The sequence below is a fragment of the Flavobacterium sp. genome, from assembly GCF_031381455.1.
GTDB lineage: Bacteria > Bacteroidota > Bacteroidia > Flavobacteriales > Flavobacteriaceae > Flavobacterium.
Map to the genome: position 1 here is coordinate 11843 of NZ_JANMXZ010000005.1, position 21664 is coordinate 33506.

Here is a 21664-nt window from a genome sequence, read left to right on the forward strand (position 1 = left end):
TTTAAATTATGAACGAACTCGATTTACAAGACAAATATTTAGTACACTTTTTTTGTGAGCGTCCAGATGGTTTGCAATACAAAGAAGCCAAAGCCAATACGGTTTCAGCACAATTCTTTATTAATGAAGATTTAAAGCAGTTTATTTCTGAAACGTCATTAAACAAAGACAATTATAAAAAACTGTTACGCAAGTTTTCTAATAATGAAAAAGAACTGATGAACGCTTTTACTTTATTTCTTGACGAAAAAGTAAAATCGTCAATGAATATGGCATTGTTTATAAATACAAATAAGTCGGTTACTTTCGAGGGAATAAAATTGCATTTGTTTTATCCAAGCGGTAGCGAAACCCACGAAGATAAATTGTTTGATGAAAATATCTTTTCTATTGTTCAAGAATTGCCGTATACATCTAAATATGAAGGTAAACCACACTTTTCTTTTCGTCCAGATTTATCCTTTTTCCTTAATGGTATTTTTCTTGGGTATAGTGAATTAAAAAGCAATTGGAATAATCAAAATGCCAAAACTAACGGTAGAAAAAAAGTAGCTAAAGATTACCTTTCGGCAGTTCAAGAATACTTGCAAATAGCTGATGGAAATGATTTATCACAAAGCATCAAAAAAGATTTCCTCAAAATATTTGAAAAAGCAATTCATATTACTTCAACCGATATTAACGAAACGTATGTTATTAGAAATATTTCCAATCAATTTGAAGAAATAAAAGCTACAGTTGTAACTGGCGATTATGATTTTGAAAACTATAATAAAAAGGTTCTAAAAGATTTTAAACCCTATCCACTTTTAAATAAAGAAGCCGATAAACTAAATAAGTTTGAAGAGGTTTTCAAGGCACTATATGATAAAAAAATGATTGAGAAAGAAATTCTTTATTATAATTTTATTGAGCGTGAATTAGTTAATAAAGTAGGTAGTAAAACTAAAGAATACAAGCACAATGATGGGCGTTTAATTAGCCCAAGACCAAAGCAAAAATTTGGTACAGATAAAATAATTAATAAAATCAATGAGTTTTTGGAACACGAAAACGAACCTGATTATTTTATTACTAAACTCGAAAAAGAACTAAAGGCGAAAGGTTTAGGCGACAATCAAATAAAGGATTTAATTACCAAAAGACAAAAGTATCAAAACAATAAAAACGTCTATTCTTTACTATTGCAATATGCAGCAGGATTTGGAAAAAGTAATATTATTGGTTGGACAGCATTACAACTAAAAGATTATCGCAAAGAGGGTAACTATGTTTACGATAAAGTAATGTTGGTTGTAGATAGATTACAGCTTCGTGACCAATTAGACACAATGCTTCACAATATGAATATTCAAAAAGGAATGTTCCTAGAAGCTTCAGATAAAAAAAGCTTTATGACAGCTTTAAGTAGTGATAAAAGAGTAATTGTTGTCAATGTTCAAAAATTTGCAACGGTCAAAGATATTCTTGATGACGAGGTTACTTCAAAATTATCAAAATTAAGAATAGCTTTTTTAATTGATGAAATCCACAGAAGCAATAGCGGAGCGCAACACGAAGAAATGATAAGTGTTTTTGATGAATTACAAAGTAGTTTTGATAATAATAAACAATATCAGGCAACTACCAATAAAAAGAATTTAATCATTGGTTTTACGGCTACGCCAAGCGATCATACATTAGCCCGATTTGGAGAGTATAATAAGTATGCCGAAGCGGAAAAAATATGGATACCATTTGACAGCTATACAATGAAAGAAGCCATTGAAGATGGTTTTATTTTAAATCCAATAAAAGGGATTGTACCAGTATCTGCCAAAATGTATTTTGAAATTCCCGAAAATGAAATAGAAGGATTTGAAATGTCAATGGGTTATGAAGAAATTCCAGATGATACAGATACAGGAATAGACGATGAGGGTAAAAAATATGCTATCCGTAAAAAGAAAATCTATTCCAATCCGCAAAGAATAGATGCAATAGCAAAATTCATTTCAGAAAGATTAGTTACAACAGTATATCACAATATTAGAGGGACAGCTAAAGCAATGTTGGCTGTATCGTCAATCCCCAATGCTATTAAATACAAAAGATTAATTGATAAGCAATATAAATCATTAGTTGAGCATAAAAAATACGAAAGGTTCAAAGATGCACCAATTTACATAGTTTATTCAGACAGCCAAGACCAACCGAGTAGCAATAGTGTAAATGATGGTTTGAATGAAAAACAAATCCTTCAAAATTTTAAATTGGCTAAAAATGGTTTAATAATCGTAGTAGATAAATTGCAAACAGGATTTGATGAACCTAAATTACACACCTTATTTTTAGATAAAGAAATTAGAGGAATAAATGCTATTCAAACTATTTCAAGAGTAAACAGGACTACCAAATATAAAAACGATTGTAAGATTATTGATTTGTCCTATAAGAATGTCAATGTAAAAAACATCAAACTTGCCTTTGAACATTTCAGTAATGTAGTAGTTTCAGACTTTGACCCATTAGGAGACGAAGAGAAATTAGAAATTTATTTTAAGGAGTTAAAAGAAAACGATTTGTTTGTAAAATATTTTAAACCATTTCAAGAATACAATACTACGAATGCAGATATAAACATCATATTAGCAATTGATAATGATTTTACAAGATTTATTACTACTGAAAAAAAAGAAGCAAAAAAACTTAAAAAAATAGTTAGTGCCTATTTCAAAATATTAAACCTAATAGAATTTGTTATCGAATTAGATAAAAAGTATTGTGAAGAATTATTTTTACAATTCTGGCGTAAATTCAATATCATTTATGGGCAAATCAACAAAGACAATGAAATTATTGATGATGTAGAAATATACTTTGATAATAAAATTGGTATTGTTGCTCCACAAGATTATATAGTGAAAGATATAAAACCTAAAGTTCTTGGAGAACCTAATGGCGAACATGGAGAAAATAAATTCAAATACAATATTTTAAAAGTAATTGAAAAACGTAATCAAGAAGAAGAAGCCATAGCAGAATTGATTGCAGACTTTGAAAGCAAGATTGATACTTTTTTTGATTTTATAAAAGCTGATGATATTGGTAAACGATTAATCGCAAAAATAAAAGATGCTGGTTCTGCATTTTCACAAGATGAAATCTACACAGATTTTAATAAATTATATCGCAAATATACCATTATGAACAAGGATTTAGGAGAGTTTTTCAAAAGAGAAACAAAAGATATTTTAAATCAAATGTGTGATGATTTTGAGAGAAGTATATTTTAATTCACGATTTATAAAATAAAAAGTTAACTTAAAAATCAAACCAATAGGTCTACGAAATGGGAGTGTTACAGTTATGTATTGGGCTTCTTTGTTTTTTTGATTTTTGTGCGTAGCAATTCATATCGTTGAATTTCTTCATTCAAGTTAGCTGGTTCAGGTTTTTTGTAAGCATATTGATCGCTGTGCGTATGACCTTCCATATATCTACAACATTGTGAAAAACTATCAAGTAATTCTGTTATAAGTTCATCATCATAATAGACACTTGATAATGAATCAACACTTACTCTTTCATTATATCGTTGCACTACATTTTTAAATAAGTCATTTATAACAAGAACTTCGTAACAAGTTCTCAATGCAGTGAAACCACTTTTAATTAAGTATTCTCTTTGACTTGGCGGACAATCACTTTTATTTGATTCTGAATAGAATTTTTTAGCAGGCTCAGAATTTCTATATTCTTTTTCGTAAGAAGGGGAGTTGTTTAACCAGATTTGCCCAGGATTATTGTTTCTGTTTTCTATCCAATGGCAACAGAATTCTAATGAGTTTTCTTCACAATATGTAATTAAATTTGAAACGAATATTAAGTCATGTGTGAAAATAATTACTTGCTTATTTTGAGATTCCTTTGCTAATCGGATTGCAATATCTTTCTTTCTACTTTCGTCTAAACTTGTTACTGGGTCATCGAAGATAACACCTCTGTTTCCGGATGATAAAAGCATTTCAGAAATAAAATCGGCTAATGCTATTACTTTTTGTTGTCCCTCACTCAGTATAGAAGCAGGGTTTCTCCCTTTTAGCATTAATTGTCTATAAGAAGTACCGCCTGAGCCAGTATGATGAACTTCAATTCCAAAACTACCATTCAGATTTGTGCATTCTTGATTAAATGTGTCAACATACTTTTGATTAAAGTATTTGCCGGAAAGGTTTTTTTCCCAATCTGTCATACTTTTTTTCCACGATGTCCAATTTATTGATGAAGCATTTCTAATCCATCGTTGTTTTTGGATATGATTCTCGAATTTGGAAAAATGAATGTTAAATTTTTCTTTGTGCAAAAGTTCGGTTTTTTCTTTTTGCAGTTTATTTAAAATTAGAATTTGCTCATCGTCTTTAAGAAGTTTTATCGATTTGTCAATTTTTTCTATTAATGCTTCGTGAACATTAGTAGATATTTTTATTTCAGTATGTTTATTAGGAATTTTATTGTCAATATCAGATATGATATTAGCTGTTAATGTTTTTTGTAATAAAAGATTTTCACGAAAATAATTTAAACTTTCAGAATGATTTTGCGTAAGCCAAAGGGTTAAGGTATTTTCTTCTGGAAACAAATCAAAAGACAATTTTTCAAATGCACTTTTAAGTTCCATTAAGACATTTCGAGATTGTGTTAAATTTTGTTCAGCAATACTTTTAATGAAGTTCCAATAGTTTGTAATTAAATTTTGCGCTTCTGGTAATATTGGTTGTTGACAAAGCAAACAATTATCTCCGTTTTCTGGATACAGAGAATTTTGTTTTTTTGCAAATTGTTCTGCTGCTACAATAAAATTTTTCCACTCTAAAGTTCCAATATTTTGTATTTTTTCAGTTTTAAAATTTTCTATACCTTCCGTTTTCGCAATTATACTTTTGGAATTGAAATCTATTATAGAGTTTTCGATATGATTAAGATGTTGAATTGTAAAGTACGTATTAATAGGCTCAATAAAAGTTTTATTGATTAATATAAGCCTTTTTATATCTTCAAGTTTTTGTATTTCTTTTTCTTTACTCTTTGAAATTAATAAAAGGTCATCGTATTGTTTTTCAAGTGCTTCTTTATCAATTTTATCTTTATCAGTAAAAGGTGTTAATTTTTTCAAATCCTCAATATTTGTTTCCGCCGAAAGAGCTTGGACAATAAGTTTTATTGAAGATTCTCCATCAAATAAATCAGGAAAATTGTTTATGGATTGTCTAAGTAATATTTCAGCGTTGAGTTTTTGTTCAAGATATTTTAATGCTTCTGTAAAATTTGAAAAGAAGCTTAATCCTAAAGGTTTAAATTCAAAAGGGTTTTTATTGTCAAGATGACGAATAGCACTTTTTCCATCGAAAACCGAAAATTGTTCAAATTCCGAGTTTATTGAATTTAAAGGATAAGATAATGAATAATCACTGCTAGCAGTATTAAACGTAAATTTTGCACTAACAGTTTTATGTCCGCTATCTAAATGAATATTATGAATTATTTCTTCAGGGGCTTTTGAGTAAAATGCTTTTTTTAATAGCCTTACGTAACCAGATTTTCCTGAACCGTTTCCACCATATATAATCGTCAAATTAGGACTAAATGTAATTTCTTGATTTTCTGATAAAGCATTTACACCCTCAACATTTTCGAGTTTAGTAAATAATAAATCTGTTTTATAGTTACCTGAATTATTACCATTGTAATTTACATCGATGTTTGGCTTTGAAGTTGTAATTTTTAAATTCAATTCTTCAAACAAATATGATAAAGCTAAAGTATATTCTTCTTCAGTTATACTATTGCCGGATAATATTTTTTCTGCTAAATATTTTGCCCAATATGGAAGGTCATTTGCAAAGCCTTTAACTTCCGATTCTAAAGTTTGAATTATCTCAGGTTCCATAAAGTGTTTATTTATTCGGTATCGTTTTCAACAGCCTAACCCATAACTTTTATATAACCACTACAAAGTAGCGTAATTAAAACCCGATTTTGGTAAGGTTGGTAATACTTTGGGTGCAATTTATCTCCCAAATATATAAAACATTTCAACTATCAAGAAAAAAGCGGTATCGTTGGGGTCATAAATATCACTCCAATACAAATCTTTCGTGAGTTATGGTTACTTACCTATTGCAATCCCATAAATACAAATTATTATGATTAATAAATATAGAATTTCTATTCATTATATTTTTTCACACGATAAACTATTATACTTATATTTTACTTAAAGTAAAAGAGTTTAGACGTAATTATTTGAATGTAAGTATAATAAAATTCCTATTTTTTAGCCTTCCAAGCTGGTTGTCGCGAGTTCGAGCCTCGTCTTCCGCTCCAAAAGTCTCAAACATAAGTTTGGGACTTTTTTTATTTTATCTTATGGCATTGCCTTCGGCCGCGCTTTCCACTATATCTTTTTATTGTTTGTCACCCTGAGCGCAGTCGAGGGGCATTTTTACAAAACAATAAAAAGGATACCGTTACAATCGCTAACGCGGTTTTACTTTATCCAGGATAAATCCGTTTCAGATTCCAATTCTTCCGGAGCTTTATTCTGTCTGAACAATCGAGCGGTCAAATCACCTTTCAATAAAATGGTTGAGCCAATCACTTCCAGCCAGCTACCTTCACGTAATCCTAAAACGGGCGTATCATTAAAAGCATGGAATTCTTTAATTCTGGTTTCCCGTGTTTCACCCATATGTTTGCTCTGCAAATCAGCATCAAGATAATGTGGATTCAAATTAAAAGGAATTAATCCCAAGGTTTTAAAACTTGGCGGATAAATGATGGGCATGTCATTTGTGGTTTGCATCGTTAATCCGGTGATATTACTTCCGGCACTTGAACCAAGATAAGGCGTTCCGCTTTCGACAACTTTTGCCAAAACTTCCATTACCTTGTTTTCATATAATTGCGTTACCAACAAAAAAGTATTTCCACCGCCAGTGAAAATTCCCTGCGCATTTTGAATAGCTTCCGTCGGATTAGCAAATTCGTGTAATCCTTTTACGGTTTTATTTATTTTGGCGAAAGCCGAACGAACCGTATTTGTATAATCATCATGAGAAATCCCTCCAGGGCGAGCATAGGGAATGAAAATTATTTCGGCACACTGATTAAAGAGAATCTCTAATGTTGGCAAAAGGTATTCCAGATAGTTTCCAGTATGAATGGTGGATGTACTAGCGATGATCATTTTTTTACTCACAAGACTGTATTTAAGTTTAACAAAAGATTATCTACTTTTAGTAATCTAAAGGATATTTTTACATCGTAAAATTAGAATAATGAAGTTATTTAAAAGTATAATTATATTTTTATTTTTTGTTCCCACTTTTGCTCAAACACCAGCGTTAACTCTGTTAAAAGGAAAAATAACTTCCCAAATCAAAGAACTGAATGACGTTTATGTGGCTAATTTGCGTTCGGAATCAACCACGATAACAGATAATAAAGGTAACTTTTCAATGTTTGTTAAAGTGGGCGACACCTTGCAATTTTCGGGTTTGCAGGTAGTAACCAAAAAAGCCGTAATTACTGAAAATGATATAGTCAAACAACTTTTTGTGATAAGTTTAGAGGCAAAAGTTAATCCGCTGGATGAAGTTGAAATTAAGCAATATCCAAACATCAACGCTGTTTCATTGGGAATATTGCAAAAGCCTGCTAAAGTATATACACCAGCAGAACGAAAATTAAGAGCAGCCGAAGAGTTTCACTGGTATAGCCCATTATTAATTCCGTTTGGAGGAATGCCTGTTGATGGATTGATAAATTCAATTAGCGGACGAACAGCCATGTTGAAGAAAGAATTAGCAGTGGAGAAAAAAGAAAAACTATTGCAAAAAATAGAATATCTCTTCAAAGAGGACTATTTTTTAGAAAACCTGAAAATCCCAAAAGAGTATCTCAGAGGGTTTTGGTATTATGCCGTTGAAGATCAAAAATTGGCGAGTGCACTGAACTCAAAAAATAAAATGATGGCTCGTTTTATCTTCTCGGATTTAGCGACTAAATATTTGGAAATTTTAAAAAACTAAATAGCAATTTCAGTAACTTTGTAATTCATTAAATTTAGAAATTATGTTTGGAATTGGTGGTGGCGAATTAATCCTTATTATTTTAATTGTCTTAATGCTTTTTGGTTCAGATAAAATTCCAGAAATAGCAAGAGCAATTGGGAAAGGAATGGCACAATTAAAAAATGCTACAAACGAAATAAAAAGTGAAATGCAAAAAGGTGCAGAAGCTAATGGAATTGACACTTCTATGAAACAATTGACTTCAACGTTTACCGATGAGGTAGAAAAAGTCAAATCAAATTTAGATTCGAATATCCCACTTGAAGTTACCAAAACAAAAAAAGAAATTGAGGATTTAACCGGACCAATAAAAAGACAATTATAGTGCTGGAAAAAATCCTTCAATTTGATAAAGAACTTCTGATTTTCTTAAACGGATTAGGTTCTCCAACATTTGATGGTTTGTGGCTGATAATTACAAAGCAAGCTTATTGGGTTCCATTATTTTTACTTATTTTTTATCTTTTACGAAAAAAACTTGGGTGGAAAAATTTTGGCTATTACATTCTTTTTACAGCGCTTTTAATATTGCTTTGCGACCAAACGGCAAATCTCTTCAAATGGTATTTTCATCGTTTACGACCTTGTAATGACCAAACGGTGAACCACATTATTCGGATAGTAAAAACAAGTCCGTCGTTTAGTTTCTTTTCTGGTCATGCAATCAACTCAATGGCGACAACGGTTTTCACATTTATGATTCTAAAGAAATTTTACAAACACGCATATTTGCTATTTTTATTTCCTTTTATTTTTGCTTACAGCCGAATTTATCTTGGGTTGCATTTCCCTTCAGATATTGTAACGGGTTATGTTTTTGGCGCAACATTCGGATTTATTTGTTACAAACTGTATCGGAAACACATTCTAAAAACTAGAGTACGCGTGAGAGAGTCAAACCATCACGAATAGGAAGCAAAACAGTCTCTACTCTTGGATCGTCTTTCAATAATTGATTGTATTCCAGTAGAATTTTGGTCGTAATGTCGTTTGGTTTTATTTCTTCCAAAACTTTTCCGCTCCACAAAACGTTGTCCGAAAGTATGATTCCACCTTTGTTCATTATCGGAACAATCAAATGGAAATAATTAATATAGTTTTCTTTATCGGCATCAATAAAAACCAAATCGTATTTTTTTGTTAGCGTCGGGATAATATCTATAGCATCACCTAAATGTTGTGTGATTTGTTTTGCCCAAATGGTTTTATCGAAATATTTCCTTTGAAAATCGAATAACTCTTCTTCGTTGTCTAAAGTGTCAATCGTGCCGTTTTCTGATAAACCTTCTGCTAAGCAAAGTGTGGCGTAACCTGTATACGTTCCAACTTCGAGAATGTTTGTTGGATGAATGATTTTAGAAAGCATACTCAAAACTCTGCCTTGAAAATGTCCGCTTAACATTCTCGGCTGCAGTATTTTTTGATGTGTTTCTTTATTCAATTGCACCAATAATTCAGGTTCGTCTTGCGAATGAAGGGTAACATAATTGTCTAATTCTTCGGAAAGGAAATGCATAAGTGTAAATTTCAAATTTCAAATTTACAAATTCCAAAATTACTTTCTCAACTTTATATTTACCTTTGCGCCATGGAAATCGAGAAAAAAGACATCCGAAGCTTAACCAAAGAACAATTGCGCGATTTTTTTGTGGCCAATGGTGACAAAGCATTTCGAGGCAATCAGGTTTATGAATGGCTTTGGAGTAAAGCGTCACACAATTTTGAAGACATGACCAATGTTTCAAAAGAAACGCGAATCATGCTCGAAAACAACTTTGTGATAAATCATATCAAAGTAGATACCATGCAGCGCAGTGAAGACGGAACGGTGAAAAATGCGGTCCGACTTCATGATGGTTTGATTGTGGAAAGCGTTTTGATTCCGACAGAAACTAGGACAACCGCTTGTGTCTCGAGCCAAGTTGGTTGTAGTTTGGATTGTAATTTTTGTGCCACAGCGCGTTTAAAAAGAATGCGAAATCTGGAACCGGGAGAAATCTATGACCAAGTTGTAGCCATTGACAGAGAAAGTCGTTTGTATTATAACCGACCGCTTTCTAACATTGTTTTTATGGGAATGGGAGAGCCGTTGATGAATTACAACAATGTTATCAAAGCAATAAATATGATTACTTCAGAAGAAGGTTTAGGAATGTCGCCAAAACGGATAACGGTTTCTACTTCGGGAGTTTCAAAAAAGATAAAAAAAATGGCAGATGATGAGGTGAAATTCAAGTTGGCCGTTTCATTGCATTCCGCTATTGAAGAAACACGAAATCACATCATGCCGTTTACCAAAAACTTTCAGTTGCCCGAATTGAAAGAAGCTTTGCAATATTGGTATCAAAAAACCAAAAGTAAAGTAACTTATGAATATGTGGTTTGGAAAGGCATTAATGATGATAAAGCTTCAATTGACGCCTTGGTTAAATTTTGTAAATATGTTCCCTGTAAAGTCAATTTAATTGAATACAACCCAATTGATGATGGCGAGTTCAAGCAGGCGTCAGACGAAGCAATTGATAATTACATCAAAGCGTTGGCAAAAAATGATGTCGTAGCTAAAGTTCGCCGAAGTCGTGGAAAAGACATTGATGCCGCTTGTGGTCAGTTAGCCAATAAGTCATAAAAAAAGTGCCAAATTTTATTAAAATTTGGCACTTTTTAGTAAGATGAAAAGCTATTTTAGTTTCCTAATGTAATTGTATTAGCAACCCCATTTACAGTAAAAATTGCAAGATTATCACATTCTCCATCGCCATAATCAAGCGTTGCGGTATTGCCATTTCGTACAATTGTGATAACACCTCTAACAATATTTGGACAGTTCATTCTAATTCTTAATGGAGTTGTAATTGTACTTGTTTGCACTCCACCATTTGGGAAAGTTGTTGTCCATTCTCCTGTAATCTGATAAATATTATCCAACCAAATTGCGGTTGAATATCCTTCAATAATTTCTCTAACTCTTTGTCCAACACGTGTTACGATATCGCCATTAGGCAAAGTTGCAGTCATATCCATGTTCATAGTAACTATTGGATGAATATTTGGATTTATTGTGCTAGTTGCCATAACTCGAGTGAAAGTTTTGGTGCCATTAAATTTTATGGCATTGTGATAGAAATCTTGGAACGTATACGTTATAGTATGCGATGTTGCGTCAGGTTGAAATGTAAAAGAGATTACAATTACACCTCTTAAAACATTTCCGTTTGGAAGTGGACAACCCGTTGTTCCAAAGTCGATGGTTTTTGTAATTAAAGTTCCCGGAGTAATTACGGTACCAAAAGCAGGAACTCGTGTTACTGTAGCACATGGTGGTAAATAGGTAGCTACATCTTGAGTAGTTAGATTAGTTTTTCCTGAAATTCCGTCTGAAGTTGTTAATTGATCTTCTACAATTTTAGAAACATCATCATTCATGATATCTAATTTTGCATTTGTTGCAGCATCTGCGGCACTAATGGGACTTCCATTATTATCATCTTTGCTACAACTAAAAATAGAAAAAGCTAATGCCAGTCCTAGAATAAATTTTGTTGTTTTCATATATCTATTTTTTAAGTTTTGTTTTGTAAGAGTTAGTTTTTTATAAAAGGTTTAATCAAAAGTAAAAAAATTTTCCAAACGACTGCATTATTGTATCTTTGAAAGCGATGAACGTTACTTCACAAATAAAAAAACCCATTCAAGTGGAAATGGAACTTTTCGAAAAAAAGTTCTATGAATCGATGACTTCCAAAATTGCCTTACTTAATAGAATAACCTATTATATCGTAAACCGAAAAGGAAAACAAATGCGACCAATGTTTGTTTTTTTGGTTGCCAAAATGCTTTCCGAAAAGGATGAAGTCAATGAAAGAACCTATCGTGGCGCCAGCGTAATCGAATTAATTCACACAGCAACATTGGTTCATGATGATGTAGTTGATGATAGTAATCGTCGGCGCGGATTTTTCTCTATCAATGCTTTGTGGAAAAATAAAATTGCGGTTCTTGTTGGTGATTATCTACTGTCGAAAGGATTATTGCTTTCCATTGATAATGGCGATTTTGATTTGCTCCGAATAATTTCGGTTGCCGTGCGTGAAATGAGCGAAGGCGAATTACTTCAAATAGAAAAAGCTCGCCGATTGGATATTGTTGAAGAAGTCTATTATGAAATCATCCGAAAAAAAACAGCCACATTAATTGCTTCTTGTTGTGCACTTGGTGCCAAATCGGTTTCTGAAAATAAAACTCATGTCGAAGCCATGCGAAAATTTGGTGAACTCATCGGAATGGCATTTCAAATCAAAGACGATTTGTTTGATTATACTGATGATGCTATTGGAAAACCAACCGGAATTGATATCAAAGAACAAAAAATGACTTTGCCTTTGATTTATGCTTTGAATAATTGCACACCCAAAGAAAAAAGCTGGTGTATTAATTCGATTAAGAATCATAATAAAGATAAAAAACGAGTTAAAGAAGTTATCCAATTTGTAAAAGACAAAAACGGTTTGTATTATGCCGAACAAAAAATGGTAGCATTCCAACAAGAAGCACTTCAAATTCTAGAAAAATTCCCCCAGTCCGACTATAGAGACTCGCTTTCGCTTATGGTAAATTACGTTATTGAAAGAAAAAAATAAATTATTTTCACTCGTAAAGCATTGATTTTACTGACATTTTATTTTTTTTTAAATCATCATGCAACTATTTTTTAACCATCCTCGTCTATGCTAATAGAACACTAACCAATATCAATATCAATATCAAAAATCAATAGCAATGTTAAATATTGAAAATTGTGATTGCCATTGTAATTGAATTTTTTTAAATGAAAGTAATCAATTTACATCAAGAAGAAAAGGAATTAATCTTATTGGCTGTCGAAAATAATCGTCATGCACAACATAAATTATATTCTAAATTTTCTCCAAAAATGTTAAGCGTTTGCCGTCAATACATAAAAGATTTGCAGCAAGCAGAAGATATTATGATTACCGCTTTTATGAAAGTGTTTACCAATCTTCAACATTTTGAACATAAAGGAAGTTTTGAAGGTTGGATAAGAAGAATCATGATTAACGAATGCATTTCTTTTATCAGAGTTCAGAAAAAGGTAAAGTTCATTGAAGATGAGAATTATGTTGAAGAGCGTTATAACAATATTGAAAGCCAATTTTCGGTAGAAGACATTCAGTTTTTGATTGACAATTTGCCCGATGGTTACAGAATGGTTTTCAACCTCTATTGCATCGAAGGATTTAAACATCAGGAAATCTCAGCCATGCTCGGAATAAATGAAGGCACATCAAAATCGCAATTATCACACGCTCGAAGAATGTTGCAAGAGAATGTTAAAAAACTAAAAAATTACGACAATGGGACCGAATAAATTAGAAATTCAGATAAGAGAAAAGTTGGATTCGAGAGAAATTCAACCTTCAGCTCCCGCTTGGGACAGATTAGATGCTATGCTTTCGGTAGCTGAAGAAAAAAAAACAAGACGACCTTTTGGCTTTTTGTTCATTGCTGCAAGCATCACGGTTTTGCTAACTGTTGGTATGTATTTCTTCACACAAAATGGCACTGAAATTCAATCTAAAGATAATATAGTTACTTTAGAAACTAAGGATACAATAAAAAAATCAGTTAACCAATTGATAACTCCAACTATAGAACAAAATCAGGAAGTTGTTTCAAATCAATCGACAACCGACAACCGACAACCCCCAACCAATAATCAACGAGTTTCAATCAATAATCAAAAATCAGCAATCAAAAATCAGCAATCAATTAATCAAAATCCACTTATCAATCGTGACAAAGAAATTGAATATCAAAACAGTTCAGATGTTGCTTTAAAAGAATTACCGAGAGTTATTTTAACAACGCCAAAAGTTGTTCAGAATAAAGTAACATACGTTGATGTAGATGCTTTATTAGCTTCGACTGAAAATTCAAGTAAAGCACAAACCAAATCAAAAACGGATAAAATTAATGTTGATTCCAACACTTTATTATCTCATGCTGATGGTGAGGTAGAAATGACTTTCCGTGAAAAAACAATCAATAGATTAACAAAAAACTACAAGGAACTTAAAGTGGCTTTGGCCAACAGAAATAACGAATAACAAAAATCATTAATCAAATTTAAATCAAACATCATGAGAAATTTTACAATTTATTTAGCACTAGCGGCATGCCTATTTGCAGGGAAAGTTGTTGCGCAGGAAACCTTCGAATCAAAAGCAAGACAAATTGCCGATAAGATCGAAAAAATCACAAAAGACGAAAAAGAAGCATTGAAAATTGAGCTTGAAGAAGTTAATAAACAATTCGAAAGCGGAACCATTACCAAAGCAGAAGCAGATGTTAAAAAGAAAAAATTAGCCGAAGCACGTGCGCTTATAATTGAAAACAAAGTAGCTGTTTCTCACGAAGAACTAAAAGAATTAGTGCAGCAAAAAGTAAACGGAAAGATTTTAAGTTCAGAAAGCAATCCTAATGAAAGGGATAGCATTGTACTAACTGGTAAGAAATATAAAATAACATATAAAGTGATAGACAGTACTTATATTGATGTCAACGGAATTAGAAGAAAATACAATAAAAGAAAAAAAAATGGTGAAAGAAGAACGACTACACAATTTGTATTTGCAGCGGGTGTAAATAACTTGGTTACTGATAAGGCTGTTGCGCACTCTGATTATAGATATTGGGGTTCACATTTCTACGAGTGGGGTTTTACTTCTAATACCAGACTTTTCAAAAATGATAATTTATTGCATTTGAAATACGGATTTTCAGTCATGTATAATAATCTTCGTCCAACCGGCAATCGATTATTTGTAGTAAATGGTGACCAAACCAATCTAGAGACAAGTGCTGTAAATCTTAAGGATTCTCGTTTCAGAAATGTGTATGTAACAGCACCGGTTCATTTAGAATTTGATTTTACAAAAGCAAAAAAGAATGCTGAAGGGAAAATAATATTCCGAACTCATGAAGGCGTTCGTTTTGGAATAGGCGGATATGCAGGATTCAGAGTAAAATCAAAACAGATTTTAAAATTCAGCGACGAAGGACACGATGTAACAGTCAAAGAAAAAGGTGGATTTAATGTCAATGATTTTATATACGGTGTGAGTACATATCTTGGTTATGGCGCAACAAGTTTATATCTTAAATATGATTTAAATCCACTGTTTAAAGACAATGCTGTTAAACAAAACAACATATCATTAGGTGTTCGTTTTGACTTGAATTAAAATAATTTTTTTAGGTTAGTTTATACTTCGAAAAGATGTTTCAGCGATGGAGCATCTTTTTTTTATTTTAAATTTTAAATTTTAAATTACGAATGTGTAAATTTACCCTCAATCATTTTTTGGATTTCTAAAAATCTAAAAATCTAAAAATCTAATTTTGATTACCCGTGAAACCATAGATAAAGTTTTTGAAACCGCACGTGTGGAAGAAGTCATCGGTGATTTTGTCCAACTCAAACGTGCCGGCAGCAATTACAAAGGATTGAGTCCGTTTTCGGATGAGCGTTCACCATCGTTCATGGTTTCTCCTGTGAAGCAAATTTGGAAAGATTTTAGTTCGGGAAAAGGAGGAAGTGTGGTTACTTTCCTTATGGAACACGAACATTTTACGTATCCCGAAGCAATTCGTTTTTTGGCCAACAAATACAATATCGAAATTGAAGAAACCGAAGTTTCTCAGGAAGATAAAATAGAAGCCAATGAAAAAGAAAGCATGTATTTGGTTTCTGAATTTGCCAAAACGTATTTTCAAGATATACTTTTAAATTCCGAAGAAGGAAAAGCTATTGGTTTGTCCTACTTCAAAGAAAGGGGTTTTACCAACGAAACCATTGCGAAATTTGGTTTAGGATATTCACCCGAAACTTGGGATGCGTTTACCAAAGAAGCATTGGCAAAAGGATATCAATTGGATTATCTTGAAAAAGTTGGGCTGACTATTCTTAGAGAAGATGGAAAGCATTTTGATCGTTTTAAAGGAAGAGTAATGTTTCCAATTCAAAGTTTGTCCGGACGAAATTTAGGTTTTGGCGGAAGGATTTTAAACAATGATAAAAAAGCTGCTAAATATCTCAATTCTCCCGAAAGTGAAATTTACCATAAAAGTAAAGTGCTTTACGGAATTTTTCACGCTAAACAAGCGATAGCCAAACAAAACAATTGCTATTTAGTTGAAGGTTATACTGATGTAATTCAGCTGCATCAAGCCGGAATTGAAAATGTGGTAGCTTCATCAGGAACGGCTTTAACTCCGGACCAAATTCGATTAATCAACCGATTGACCAAAAACATCACCGTTCTTTTTGATGGTGACGCAGCGGGACTTCGCGCTTCTGTTCGCGGAATTGATTTGATTCTCGAAGAAGGAATGAATGTAAAAGTTTGTACGTTTTCTGATGGTGATGATCCGGATAGTTTTGCCAGAAAAAATTCGTATGAAGATTTAGTTTCGTATTTAGAAAATAATGCCAAAGATTTTATCCAGTTCAAAGCATCGCTTTTGATGAATGAAGCCAATAATGACCCAATCAAAAAAGCCGATTTGATTCGGGATATGGTTGTGAGTATTTCTAAAATTCCGGATAGAATTAAAAGAGAAATCTATATTCAGGAGTGTTCTCGAATTATGGATATTTCAGAGCAGGTTTTATTAAATACCTTGGCTCAGTTGGTTCAAAAAGATATTTCGGAAGCTGGAAAAAAACTCAAACAAGAACAAAAAGCATTTGAGGTTGTTAAGAATGAACCACTTGTTCAGCATGAAAAAGTCAATATTGTATACGAATTGGAGCGCAAGATTATTGAAATGTTGCTGCTTTATGGTTCACAGGAAGCCGATTTTGAAGATTTCATTTTGAAAGCCAATGAAGAAGGCGAAATGATTGAAGAGAAAGAAACTAGCACAAATAAGGTTTATCAAAGAATCTATTTGAGTTTGCAGGAAGATGAGGTTGAATTGGCAAACCCATTGTTTAAAGAAATCTACAGTGATTTAATTACATATTATAACCAAAATGAGCAATTTAATATTGAGCAGTATTTAATGCAGTTGTCTGTTGAACATTCTCAAATGGTTACTGATATTTTGATGACGGAAGAAAAAGAATTACTTCACAATTGGGAAGCTAAGCACATTTATGTAAAATCTAAAAATCAAAATGTGTCACAATATGTTTCAGAAACAATTGTTTCACTTCGGGAATATCTTATCAATAAATTGATTATGGATTTGATGAACAGTTACAGTAATGAAGAAGAAAATGATTTGGAAGAACTAAAATCAACCATCAATGATTATAATAAGCTGAAAGTTAATTTGACTAATAAAATAGGGCGAATACGTTCGACTTATCTATAAAAAAACCCCGCGCTTGCGAGGTTCAGTTTTTAAACGATTTCTAACGTTTTTGCTTTGTTAACTAAGTCAACCAAATTCGTCACATTAAGTTTCGTCAACAGACGAAGTTTGTAAGTACTAATAGTTTTTTCGTTAAGTGCTAAAATCTTAGCAATCTCATTGTTTTTTTTACCATCGCTTAAAAAACGAAGCACTTCGATTTCTCGATTAGAAAGTTTGCGATACAAACGTTCCGATTTGTTTTGCTTGGCAATCAATGCCAAACTTTTCTTGATTTCATCATTAAGAATAATTTGCCCTTGACTTACTTTGACAATGGCAATTCCTAAATTTTCAAGCTTTGATGTCTTATGAACATAACCTGCGCAACCTGCTTTTATGGCATTTGGTGCATAGATGTGTTCCGACAAACTACTAAAAACGATAACTTTTGTTTTTGGAAAATTTTTTATGATTGACTTGACTTCATAAATACTCTTTAATCCTTCAAGCTCTAAATCGATGATTAAGACGTCAATTTCTTTGTTTCTTAATGCATCTGGAACCATAAAAAAATTACCTACGTTGGAAACGACATTTATTTCAGGGTGATCCTTAAAATAAGCCTTCATTCCAAAGTGTACAACTGGAAAGTTATCCGCGACACATAAATTTATCATAATTGTGGTATTTGATAAAAATTAATAAAACTACCTGTAAAGGTAAGAAAACATATTGTAAAAATGTTATATTTTTTTTAACAATTTTTATATTGTAATGGTATTAAACATACAGGAATAGGTTGCATTTTGTGTCGGTTTGCGGTATTCAACTTTTTATAAATTTCAAAAACTTCTTTTTCTCTTTTAGAGAAATTTTCATTTTCTCCATTCTTTTCAGCCTCAAGCATTGCCCATTCTAATTCGTCATAACTTGCTCCGAGTTGATCTTCATCAGTTCTTGAGTCGCCAAATAAACCATCTGTTGGTGCTGCATTTTGAATAGATTCTGGGATTTTTAAATATTCTCCCAAAGCATAAACATCACTTTTCATCAAATCCGCAATCGGACTCAAATCAACACCGCCATCGCCATACTTGGTATAAAAACCAACACCAAAATCTTCTACTTTATTTCCAGTTCCGACAACCAATAATCCATGAATTCCGGCGAGATAATACAATGTTGTCATTCGCAATCTTGCTCTTGTATTGGCTAAAGACAAATTTAGCTTTACTTCATTATCTGAACTTGGAACTTCTTTTTTAAAAGTTTCAAAAACTAATGTTAAATCTGTTTCAATATTTTTTACATTCGGAAATCGCTTTTTCAATTGCTCAATATGTTCCCTTCCTCGACTTACTTGAGTGCTGTCCTGATGAATTGGCATTTCAACACACAAAGTGGTTAAACCCGTTTGAGCACAAAGCGTAGAAGTCACAGCCGAGTCTACACCGCCTGAAATTCCAACAATAAAACCATTCGCATTCGCATTTGTTGCATAATCCCTCAACCATGTAACAATAAAGGTGGTGATTTCCTCTACCTTAATAGTACTTTTTTTTGCCATTTGTTATGAAAATTTTTAGAAACTGCACTGTATATTTGCAAATGTAAAAAATCAGAAGTTTTTAATCGGTTTAACACTCGTTAATTTTAAAATGAAAAAATACATATTTGCATTAATCCTTTTAGTTGGTTTAGTCTCTTGTGATAAAAAATCAAAAGTAGAAAAGGCAATAGAAGCGACTCCTCCTGTTTCACTCAAAGTATATCGCTTTGATAAAGCTTTTTTTGAAACACCACCAAATGAGTTGCATAATCTCAAAGACGAATATCCTTTTTTCTTCCCCGAAGGAACTCCTGATAAAGTTTGGATAGAAAAAATGCAAAATCCACAATGGCGCGAATTGTATCAGGAAGTGCAAAAAAAATATTCCAACTTTGGTCAACAAACTATAGAAATTGAGGATTTATTTAAGCATATAAAATACTTTTTCCCAAATGCCGAAATGCCAAAAGTTTTTACAGTAATTGCGGATATGGATTATAAAAATAAGGCAATTTATGCCAATGATAAACTTGTAATTTCTTTGGAATTATACCTTGGTGTGAATCATAAATTCTATGAATTCCCATCATATTTAGAGCAAAATTTTGAAGAAAGACAAATGATGCCCGATATCGTGACGAGTTTTTCGTTAGGTAAAATTCCGCCACCAACAGAAAAGACATTGCTTGGAGAAATGATATATTATGGTAAACAATTGTATCTAAAAGATCAGTTATTGCCAACTTATAATGATGCTGAAAAAATTGGTTATCTACCGGGACAAATTACGTGGTGTCAAGAAAACGAGAGTTATATTTGGCGATATTTTATTGAAAAAGAATTGCTGTATAGCGCCGATTCTAAATTGTCGGGACGCTTTACAAATCTGGCGCCTTTTTCTAAATTTTATTTAGAGATAGACAACGAATCTCCGGGAAGAGTTGGGCAATGGATCGGATGGCAGATAGTCCGTTCGTTTATGCAAAATAATGACATTAGTATGCAAGACATGCTTAAAATGAATGCTAAAGAACTATTTGAAAAATCAAAATACAAACCCAAAAAAACTGATGAGTAAAAGTATCACCTCCGAAATAAAAATCACAGTTGAATTAGATGAAAATCGTGTTCCTGAAAAGTTAACTTGGTCAGCGCAAGACGGCGGCGTAGAACAAAAAGAAGCAAAAGCGATGATGCTTTCTATTTGGGATAGCAAAGTGCAGGAAACACTTCGTATAGATTTATGGACTAAGGATATGCCTGTTGATGAAATGAAATTATTTTTTCATCAAACTTTGGTTGCTATGTCCGATACGTTTCAGCGCGCTACTCAAGATGAAAAAATGACAGATACCATGAAAGATTTCTGCGATTATTTTGCCGAGAAAATGGAACTGAAAGGGTAGTCTATTTAATTGATTTCTTATCAATATCCTCCCAGATTTTTTTATAACAACCCATAATTACATTATACATCGGTCTTGAAGTAATGCTGGCATTTTCATCAATATTACCTCTGGCGGTTTGGCTATATACTATTTTGCCTTGTTTTAAATCATAAACTTCTAATATTATCTGGGCAAATGACATTTGCTTAAGATAGTAATCGTGTTCAATTAATTTAAAATCGCTAATGTCATTCCTTGTATTTTGGCACTTGATATTGATGAAGTAATCATAAGCAGTTCCTATTCTTAGTTTTTCAATTTCTACTTTGCTTGGTTGGGTTGGAACTTTATTTGCAATCAATAAAGATCTTTCACTGGAAGATTGTTTTACTCTTTCTCCTAAATAAGAATTGAAATCCTTAAAAACTAATGCTGTCAATTCATCTTTAAAGTGCGCGTCGACATTGACATCACCAATTAACCATTTTCCTTTTGAGAAATCCAATCCATTTGTTTGGTCACTGTTGTATAAAACAAAATGGTTGGTGTTACAACTCAAAAAGCTAATGACTACAAAAAAGGCAATTATTCTTTTCATCTTAAAACTGATTCAAGTCTTTAAAAACTTCTTCATTTACATCGTCAATATATTGCAAAACGGTTTCTCTACCAGTATTTTCGGTAGCTGAGGTTACAAAATGTTGTGGCATTTCTTCCCAGTTGTTTGCCAATAGGGCTTTGCGGTAAGCAGCTATGTTTGATTCAATTTTACCCTTGCTTATTTTATCCGCTTTAGTAAAAATAATGCAAAATGGGATTTCAATTTCACCCAAATAAGTGATGAATTCCAAGTCGATTTTTTGAGCTTCTAACCGAATATCGATTAGCACAAAAGCGCAAACCAATTGTTCTCTTTTCTCAAAATAGTCAGTAATAAATTCCTGAAAAACTTCTTTTGTTCTTTTGGAAACTCGGGCATAACCATAACCAGGTAAATCGACCAAAAACCAATTGGAATTGATTTTGAAATGATTTATAAGTTGCGTTTTCCCTGGTTTCCCGGATGTTTTTGCCAAATTTTTATGATTGGTCAACATGTTGATTAAGGATGATTTTCCAACATTGGAGCGACCAATAAAAGCATATTCAGGCAAACGTTCCAACGGACATTTGCTTACATCAGAATTGCTAATAATAAATTCGGCGGTATTAATTTTCATGTTTTATTT

The 21664-nt window shown here is 32.3% G+C and carries 20 protein-coding genes; 12 read left to right on the top strand and 8 right to left on the bottom strand.

The window, feature by feature from the left end:
• The first annotated feature begins 8 nt into the window (after nucleotides 1-8).
• Nucleotides 9-3275, top strand: a complete 3267-nt coding sequence (locus RMN97_RS01120; RefSeq protein ID WP_309612683.1) for a DEAD/DEAH box helicase family protein — start codon at nucleotides 9-11, stop codon at nucleotides 3273-3275.
• 71 nt (nucleotides 3276-3346) lie between these two features.
• On the opposite strand, the gene RMN97_RS01125 is transcribed toward RMN97_RS01120, so the two are convergent.
• On the bottom strand, nucleotides 3347-5929 hold the full coding sequence (locus RMN97_RS01125) for an AAA family ATPase (RefSeq protein WP_309612684.1): 2583 nt from the start codon (nucleotides 5927-5929) through the stop codon (nucleotides 3347-3349).
• A 600-nt stretch (nucleotides 5930-6529) separates the two neighbouring features.
• Complete coding sequence (gene pepE / locus RMN97_RS01130) at nucleotides 6530-7228, bottom strand: dipeptidase PepE (protein WP_309612707.1); 699 nt, start codon at nucleotides 7226-7228, stop codon at nucleotides 6530-6532.
• Between the two features lie 91 nt (nucleotides 7229-7319).
• Between pepE and RMN97_RS01135 the strand changes: the two genes are divergently transcribed.
• From RMN97_RS01135 to RMN97_RS01145, 3 genes are read left to right on the top strand one after another with little or no spacing between them, the layout of a single operon-like run.
• Nucleotides 7320-8072, top strand: a complete 753-nt coding sequence (locus tag RMN97_RS01135) for a hypothetical protein (protein WP_309612685.1) — start codon at nucleotides 7320-7322, stop codon at nucleotides 8070-8072.
• Between the two features lie 43 nt (nucleotides 8073-8115).
• Nucleotides 8116-8439 carry a twin-arginine translocase TatA/TatE family subunit gene (locus tag RMN97_RS01140; RefSeq protein WP_309612686.1) on the top strand — a complete coding sequence of 108 codons (324 nt, stop codon included), beginning with the start codon at nucleotides 8116-8118 and terminating at the stop codon, nucleotides 8437-8439.
• A complete protein-coding gene (locus tag RMN97_RS01145; RefSeq protein WP_309612687.1) occupies nucleotides 8439-9026 on the top strand; it encodes a phosphatase PAP2 family protein in 588 nt (195 codons plus the stop codon). Before RMN97_RS01140 ends, RMN97_RS01145 begins: the two co-directional genes overlap by 1 nt.
• Here RMN97_RS01145 and RMN97_RS01150 read toward each other — a convergent pair.
• Nucleotides 8989-9630 (bottom strand): O-methyltransferase, encoded by a 642-nt coding sequence (locus tag RMN97_RS01150; protein WP_309612688.1) that lies wholly within the window; start codon nucleotides 9628-9630, stop codon nucleotides 8989-8991. The genes RMN97_RS01145 and RMN97_RS01150 overlap by 38 nt on opposite strands.
• Nucleotides 9631-9702: 72 nt before the next feature.
• Between RMN97_RS01150 and rlmN the strand changes: the two genes are divergently transcribed.
• Nucleotides 9703-10743, top strand: coding sequence for a 23S rRNA (adenine(2503)-C(2))-methyltransferase RlmN (rlmN, locus tag RMN97_RS01155; protein WP_309612689.1), 1041 nt, complete (start codon nucleotides 9703-9705; stop codon nucleotides 10741-10743).
• 56 nt (nucleotides 10744-10799) lie between these two features.
• Here rlmN and RMN97_RS01160 read toward each other — a convergent pair whose 3' ends face one another.
• A complete protein-coding gene (locus RMN97_RS01160; RefSeq protein ID WP_309612690.1) occupies nucleotides 10800-11666 on the bottom strand; it encodes a hypothetical protein in 867 nt (288 codons plus the stop codon).
• A gap of 107 nt (nucleotides 11667-11773) precedes the next feature.
• Between RMN97_RS01160 and RMN97_RS01165 the strand changes: the two genes are divergently transcribed.
• The 5 genes from RMN97_RS01165 to dnaG all read left to right on the top strand — a co-directional run bounded on the left by RMN97_RS01165 (nucleotide 11774) and on the right by dnaG (nucleotide 17516).
• Complete coding sequence (locus RMN97_RS01165) at nucleotides 11774-12754, top strand: polyprenyl synthetase family protein (RefSeq protein ID WP_309612691.1); 981 nt, start codon at nucleotides 11774-11776, stop codon at nucleotides 12752-12754.
• Between the two features lie 188 nt (nucleotides 12755-12942).
• Entirely contained in the window at nucleotides 12943-13503 is a 561-nt protein-coding gene (locus tag RMN97_RS01170; RefSeq protein ID WP_309612692.1) for an RNA polymerase sigma factor, read from the top strand.
• A complete protein-coding gene (locus RMN97_RS01175; protein WP_309612693.1) occupies nucleotides 13490-14242 on the top strand; it encodes a hypothetical protein in 753 nt (250 codons plus the stop codon). Before RMN97_RS01170 ends, RMN97_RS01175 begins: the two co-directional genes overlap by 14 nt.
• 33 nt (nucleotides 14243-14275) lie before the next feature.
• Nucleotides 14276-15379 carry a hypothetical protein gene (locus RMN97_RS01180; protein WP_309612694.1) on the top strand — a complete coding sequence of 368 codons (1104 nt, stop codon included), beginning with the start codon at nucleotides 14276-14278 and terminating at the stop codon, nucleotides 15377-15379.
• Between the two features lie 157 nt (nucleotides 15380-15536).
• Entirely contained in the window at nucleotides 15537-17516 is a 1980-nt protein-coding gene (gene dnaG, locus RMN97_RS01185) for a DNA primase (protein WP_309612695.1), read from the top strand.
• Between the two features lie 29 nt (nucleotides 17517-17545).
• Here the strand turns inward: dnaG and RMN97_RS01190 are convergent, their stop codons facing one another.
• Nucleotides 17546-18175 (bottom strand): response regulator transcription factor, encoded by a 630-nt coding sequence (locus RMN97_RS01190; RefSeq protein ID WP_290284289.1) that lies wholly within the window; start codon nucleotides 18173-18175, stop codon nucleotides 17546-17548.
• A gap of 77 nt (nucleotides 18176-18252) precedes the next feature.
• A complete protein-coding gene (nadE, locus tag RMN97_RS01195) occupies nucleotides 18253-19065 on the bottom strand; it encodes an NAD(+) synthase (protein ID WP_309612696.1) in 813 nt (270 codons plus the stop codon).
• A 91-nt stretch (nucleotides 19066-19156) separates the two neighbouring features.
• Between nadE and gldB the strand changes: the two genes are divergently transcribed.
• Nucleotides 19157-20125 carry a gliding motility lipoprotein GldB gene (gene gldB, locus RMN97_RS01200; protein WP_309612697.1) on the top strand — a complete coding sequence of 323 codons (969 nt, stop codon included), beginning with the start codon at nucleotides 19157-19159 and terminating at the stop codon, nucleotides 20123-20125.
• The gene (gldC, locus tag RMN97_RS01205) at nucleotides 20118-20453 is read left to right on the top strand and encodes a gliding motility protein GldC (RefSeq protein ID WP_309612698.1); all 336 of its coding nucleotides are present in this window, start codon (nucleotides 20118-20120) and stop codon (nucleotides 20451-20453) included. The genes gldB and gldC overlap by 8 nt, the downstream gene beginning before the upstream one ends.
• Before the next feature lies 1 nt (nucleotide 20454).
• On the opposite strand, the gene RMN97_RS01210 is transcribed toward gldC, so the two are convergent.
• Both RMN97_RS01210 and yihA read right to left on the bottom strand, forming a co-directional pair.
• The gene (locus RMN97_RS01210) at nucleotides 20455-21033 is read right to left on the bottom strand and encodes a hypothetical protein (protein ID WP_309612699.1); all 579 of its coding nucleotides are present in this window, start codon (nucleotides 21031-21033) and stop codon (nucleotides 20455-20457) included.
• Nucleotide 21034: 1 nt separating this feature from the next.
• Nucleotides 21035-21655, bottom strand: a complete 621-nt coding sequence (gene yihA / locus RMN97_RS01215; protein WP_309612700.1) for a ribosome biogenesis GTP-binding protein YihA/YsxC — start codon at nucleotides 21653-21655, stop codon at nucleotides 21035-21037.
• Nucleotides 21656-21664 lie beyond the last annotated feature (9 nt).

Excerpts from the sequence above, each read along its gene's own strand:
- RMN97_RS01120 (WP_309612683.1), top strand. The coding sequence starts at position 9 with ATGAACGAACTCGATTTACAAGACAAATATTTAGTACACTTTTTTTGT.
- RMN97_RS01125 (WP_309612684.1), bottom strand. The coding sequence starts at position 5,929 with ATGGAACCTGAGATAATTCAAACTTTAGAATCGGAAGTTAAAGGCTTT.
- pepE (WP_309612707.1), bottom strand. The coding sequence starts at position 7,228 with ATGATCATCGCTAGTACATCCACCATTCATACTGGAAACTATCTGGAA.
- RMN97_RS01135 (WP_309612685.1), top strand. The coding sequence starts at position 7,320 with ATGAAGTTATTTAAAAGTATAATTATATTTTTATTTTTTGTTCCCACT.
- RMN97_RS01140 (WP_309612686.1), top strand. The coding sequence starts at position 8,116 with ATGTTTGGAATTGGTGGTGGCGAATTAATCCTTATTATTTTAATTGTC.
- RMN97_RS01150 (WP_309612688.1), bottom strand. The coding sequence starts at position 9,630 with ATGCATTTCCTTTCCGAAGAATTAGACAATTATGTTACCCTTCATTCG.
- rlmN (WP_309612689.1), top strand. The coding sequence starts at position 9,703 with ATGGAAATCGAGAAAAAAGACATCCGAAGCTTAACCAAAGAACAATTG.
- RMN97_RS01160 (WP_309612690.1), bottom strand. The coding sequence starts at position 11,666 with ATGAAAACAACAAAATTTATTCTAGGACTGGCATTAGCTTTTTCTATT.
- RMN97_RS01165 (WP_309612691.1), top strand. The coding sequence starts at position 11,774 with ATGAACGTTACTTCACAAATAAAAAAACCCATTCAAGTGGAAATGGAA.
- RMN97_RS01170 (WP_309612692.1), top strand. The coding sequence starts at position 12,943 with ATGAAAGTAATCAATTTACATCAAGAAGAAAAGGAATTAATCTTATTG.
- RMN97_RS01175 (WP_309612693.1), top strand. The coding sequence starts at position 13,490 with ATGGGACCGAATAAATTAGAAATTCAGATAAGAGAAAAGTTGGATTCG.
- RMN97_RS01180 (WP_309612694.1), top strand. The coding sequence starts at position 14,276 with ATGAGAAATTTTACAATTTATTTAGCACTAGCGGCATGCCTATTTGCA.
- RMN97_RS01190 (WP_290284289.1), bottom strand. The coding sequence starts at position 18,175 with ATGATAAATTTATGTGTCGCGGATAACTTTCCAGTTGTACACTTTGGA.
- nadE (WP_309612696.1), bottom strand. The coding sequence starts at position 19,065 with ATGGCAAAAAAAAGTACTATTAAGGTAGAGGAAATCACCACCTTTATT.
- gldB (WP_309612697.1), top strand. The coding sequence starts at position 19,157 with ATGAAAAAATACATATTTGCATTAATCCTTTTAGTTGGTTTAGTCTCT.
- gldC (WP_309612698.1), top strand. The coding sequence starts at position 20,118 with ATGAGTAAAAGTATCACCTCCGAAATAAAAATCACAGTTGAATTAGAT.
- RMN97_RS01210 (WP_309612699.1), bottom strand. The coding sequence starts at position 21,033 with ATGAAAAGAATAATTGCCTTTTTTGTAGTCATTAGCTTTTTGAGTTGT.
- yihA (WP_309612700.1), bottom strand. The coding sequence starts at position 21,655 with ATGAAAATTAATACCGCCGAATTTATTATTAGCAATTCTGATGTAAGC.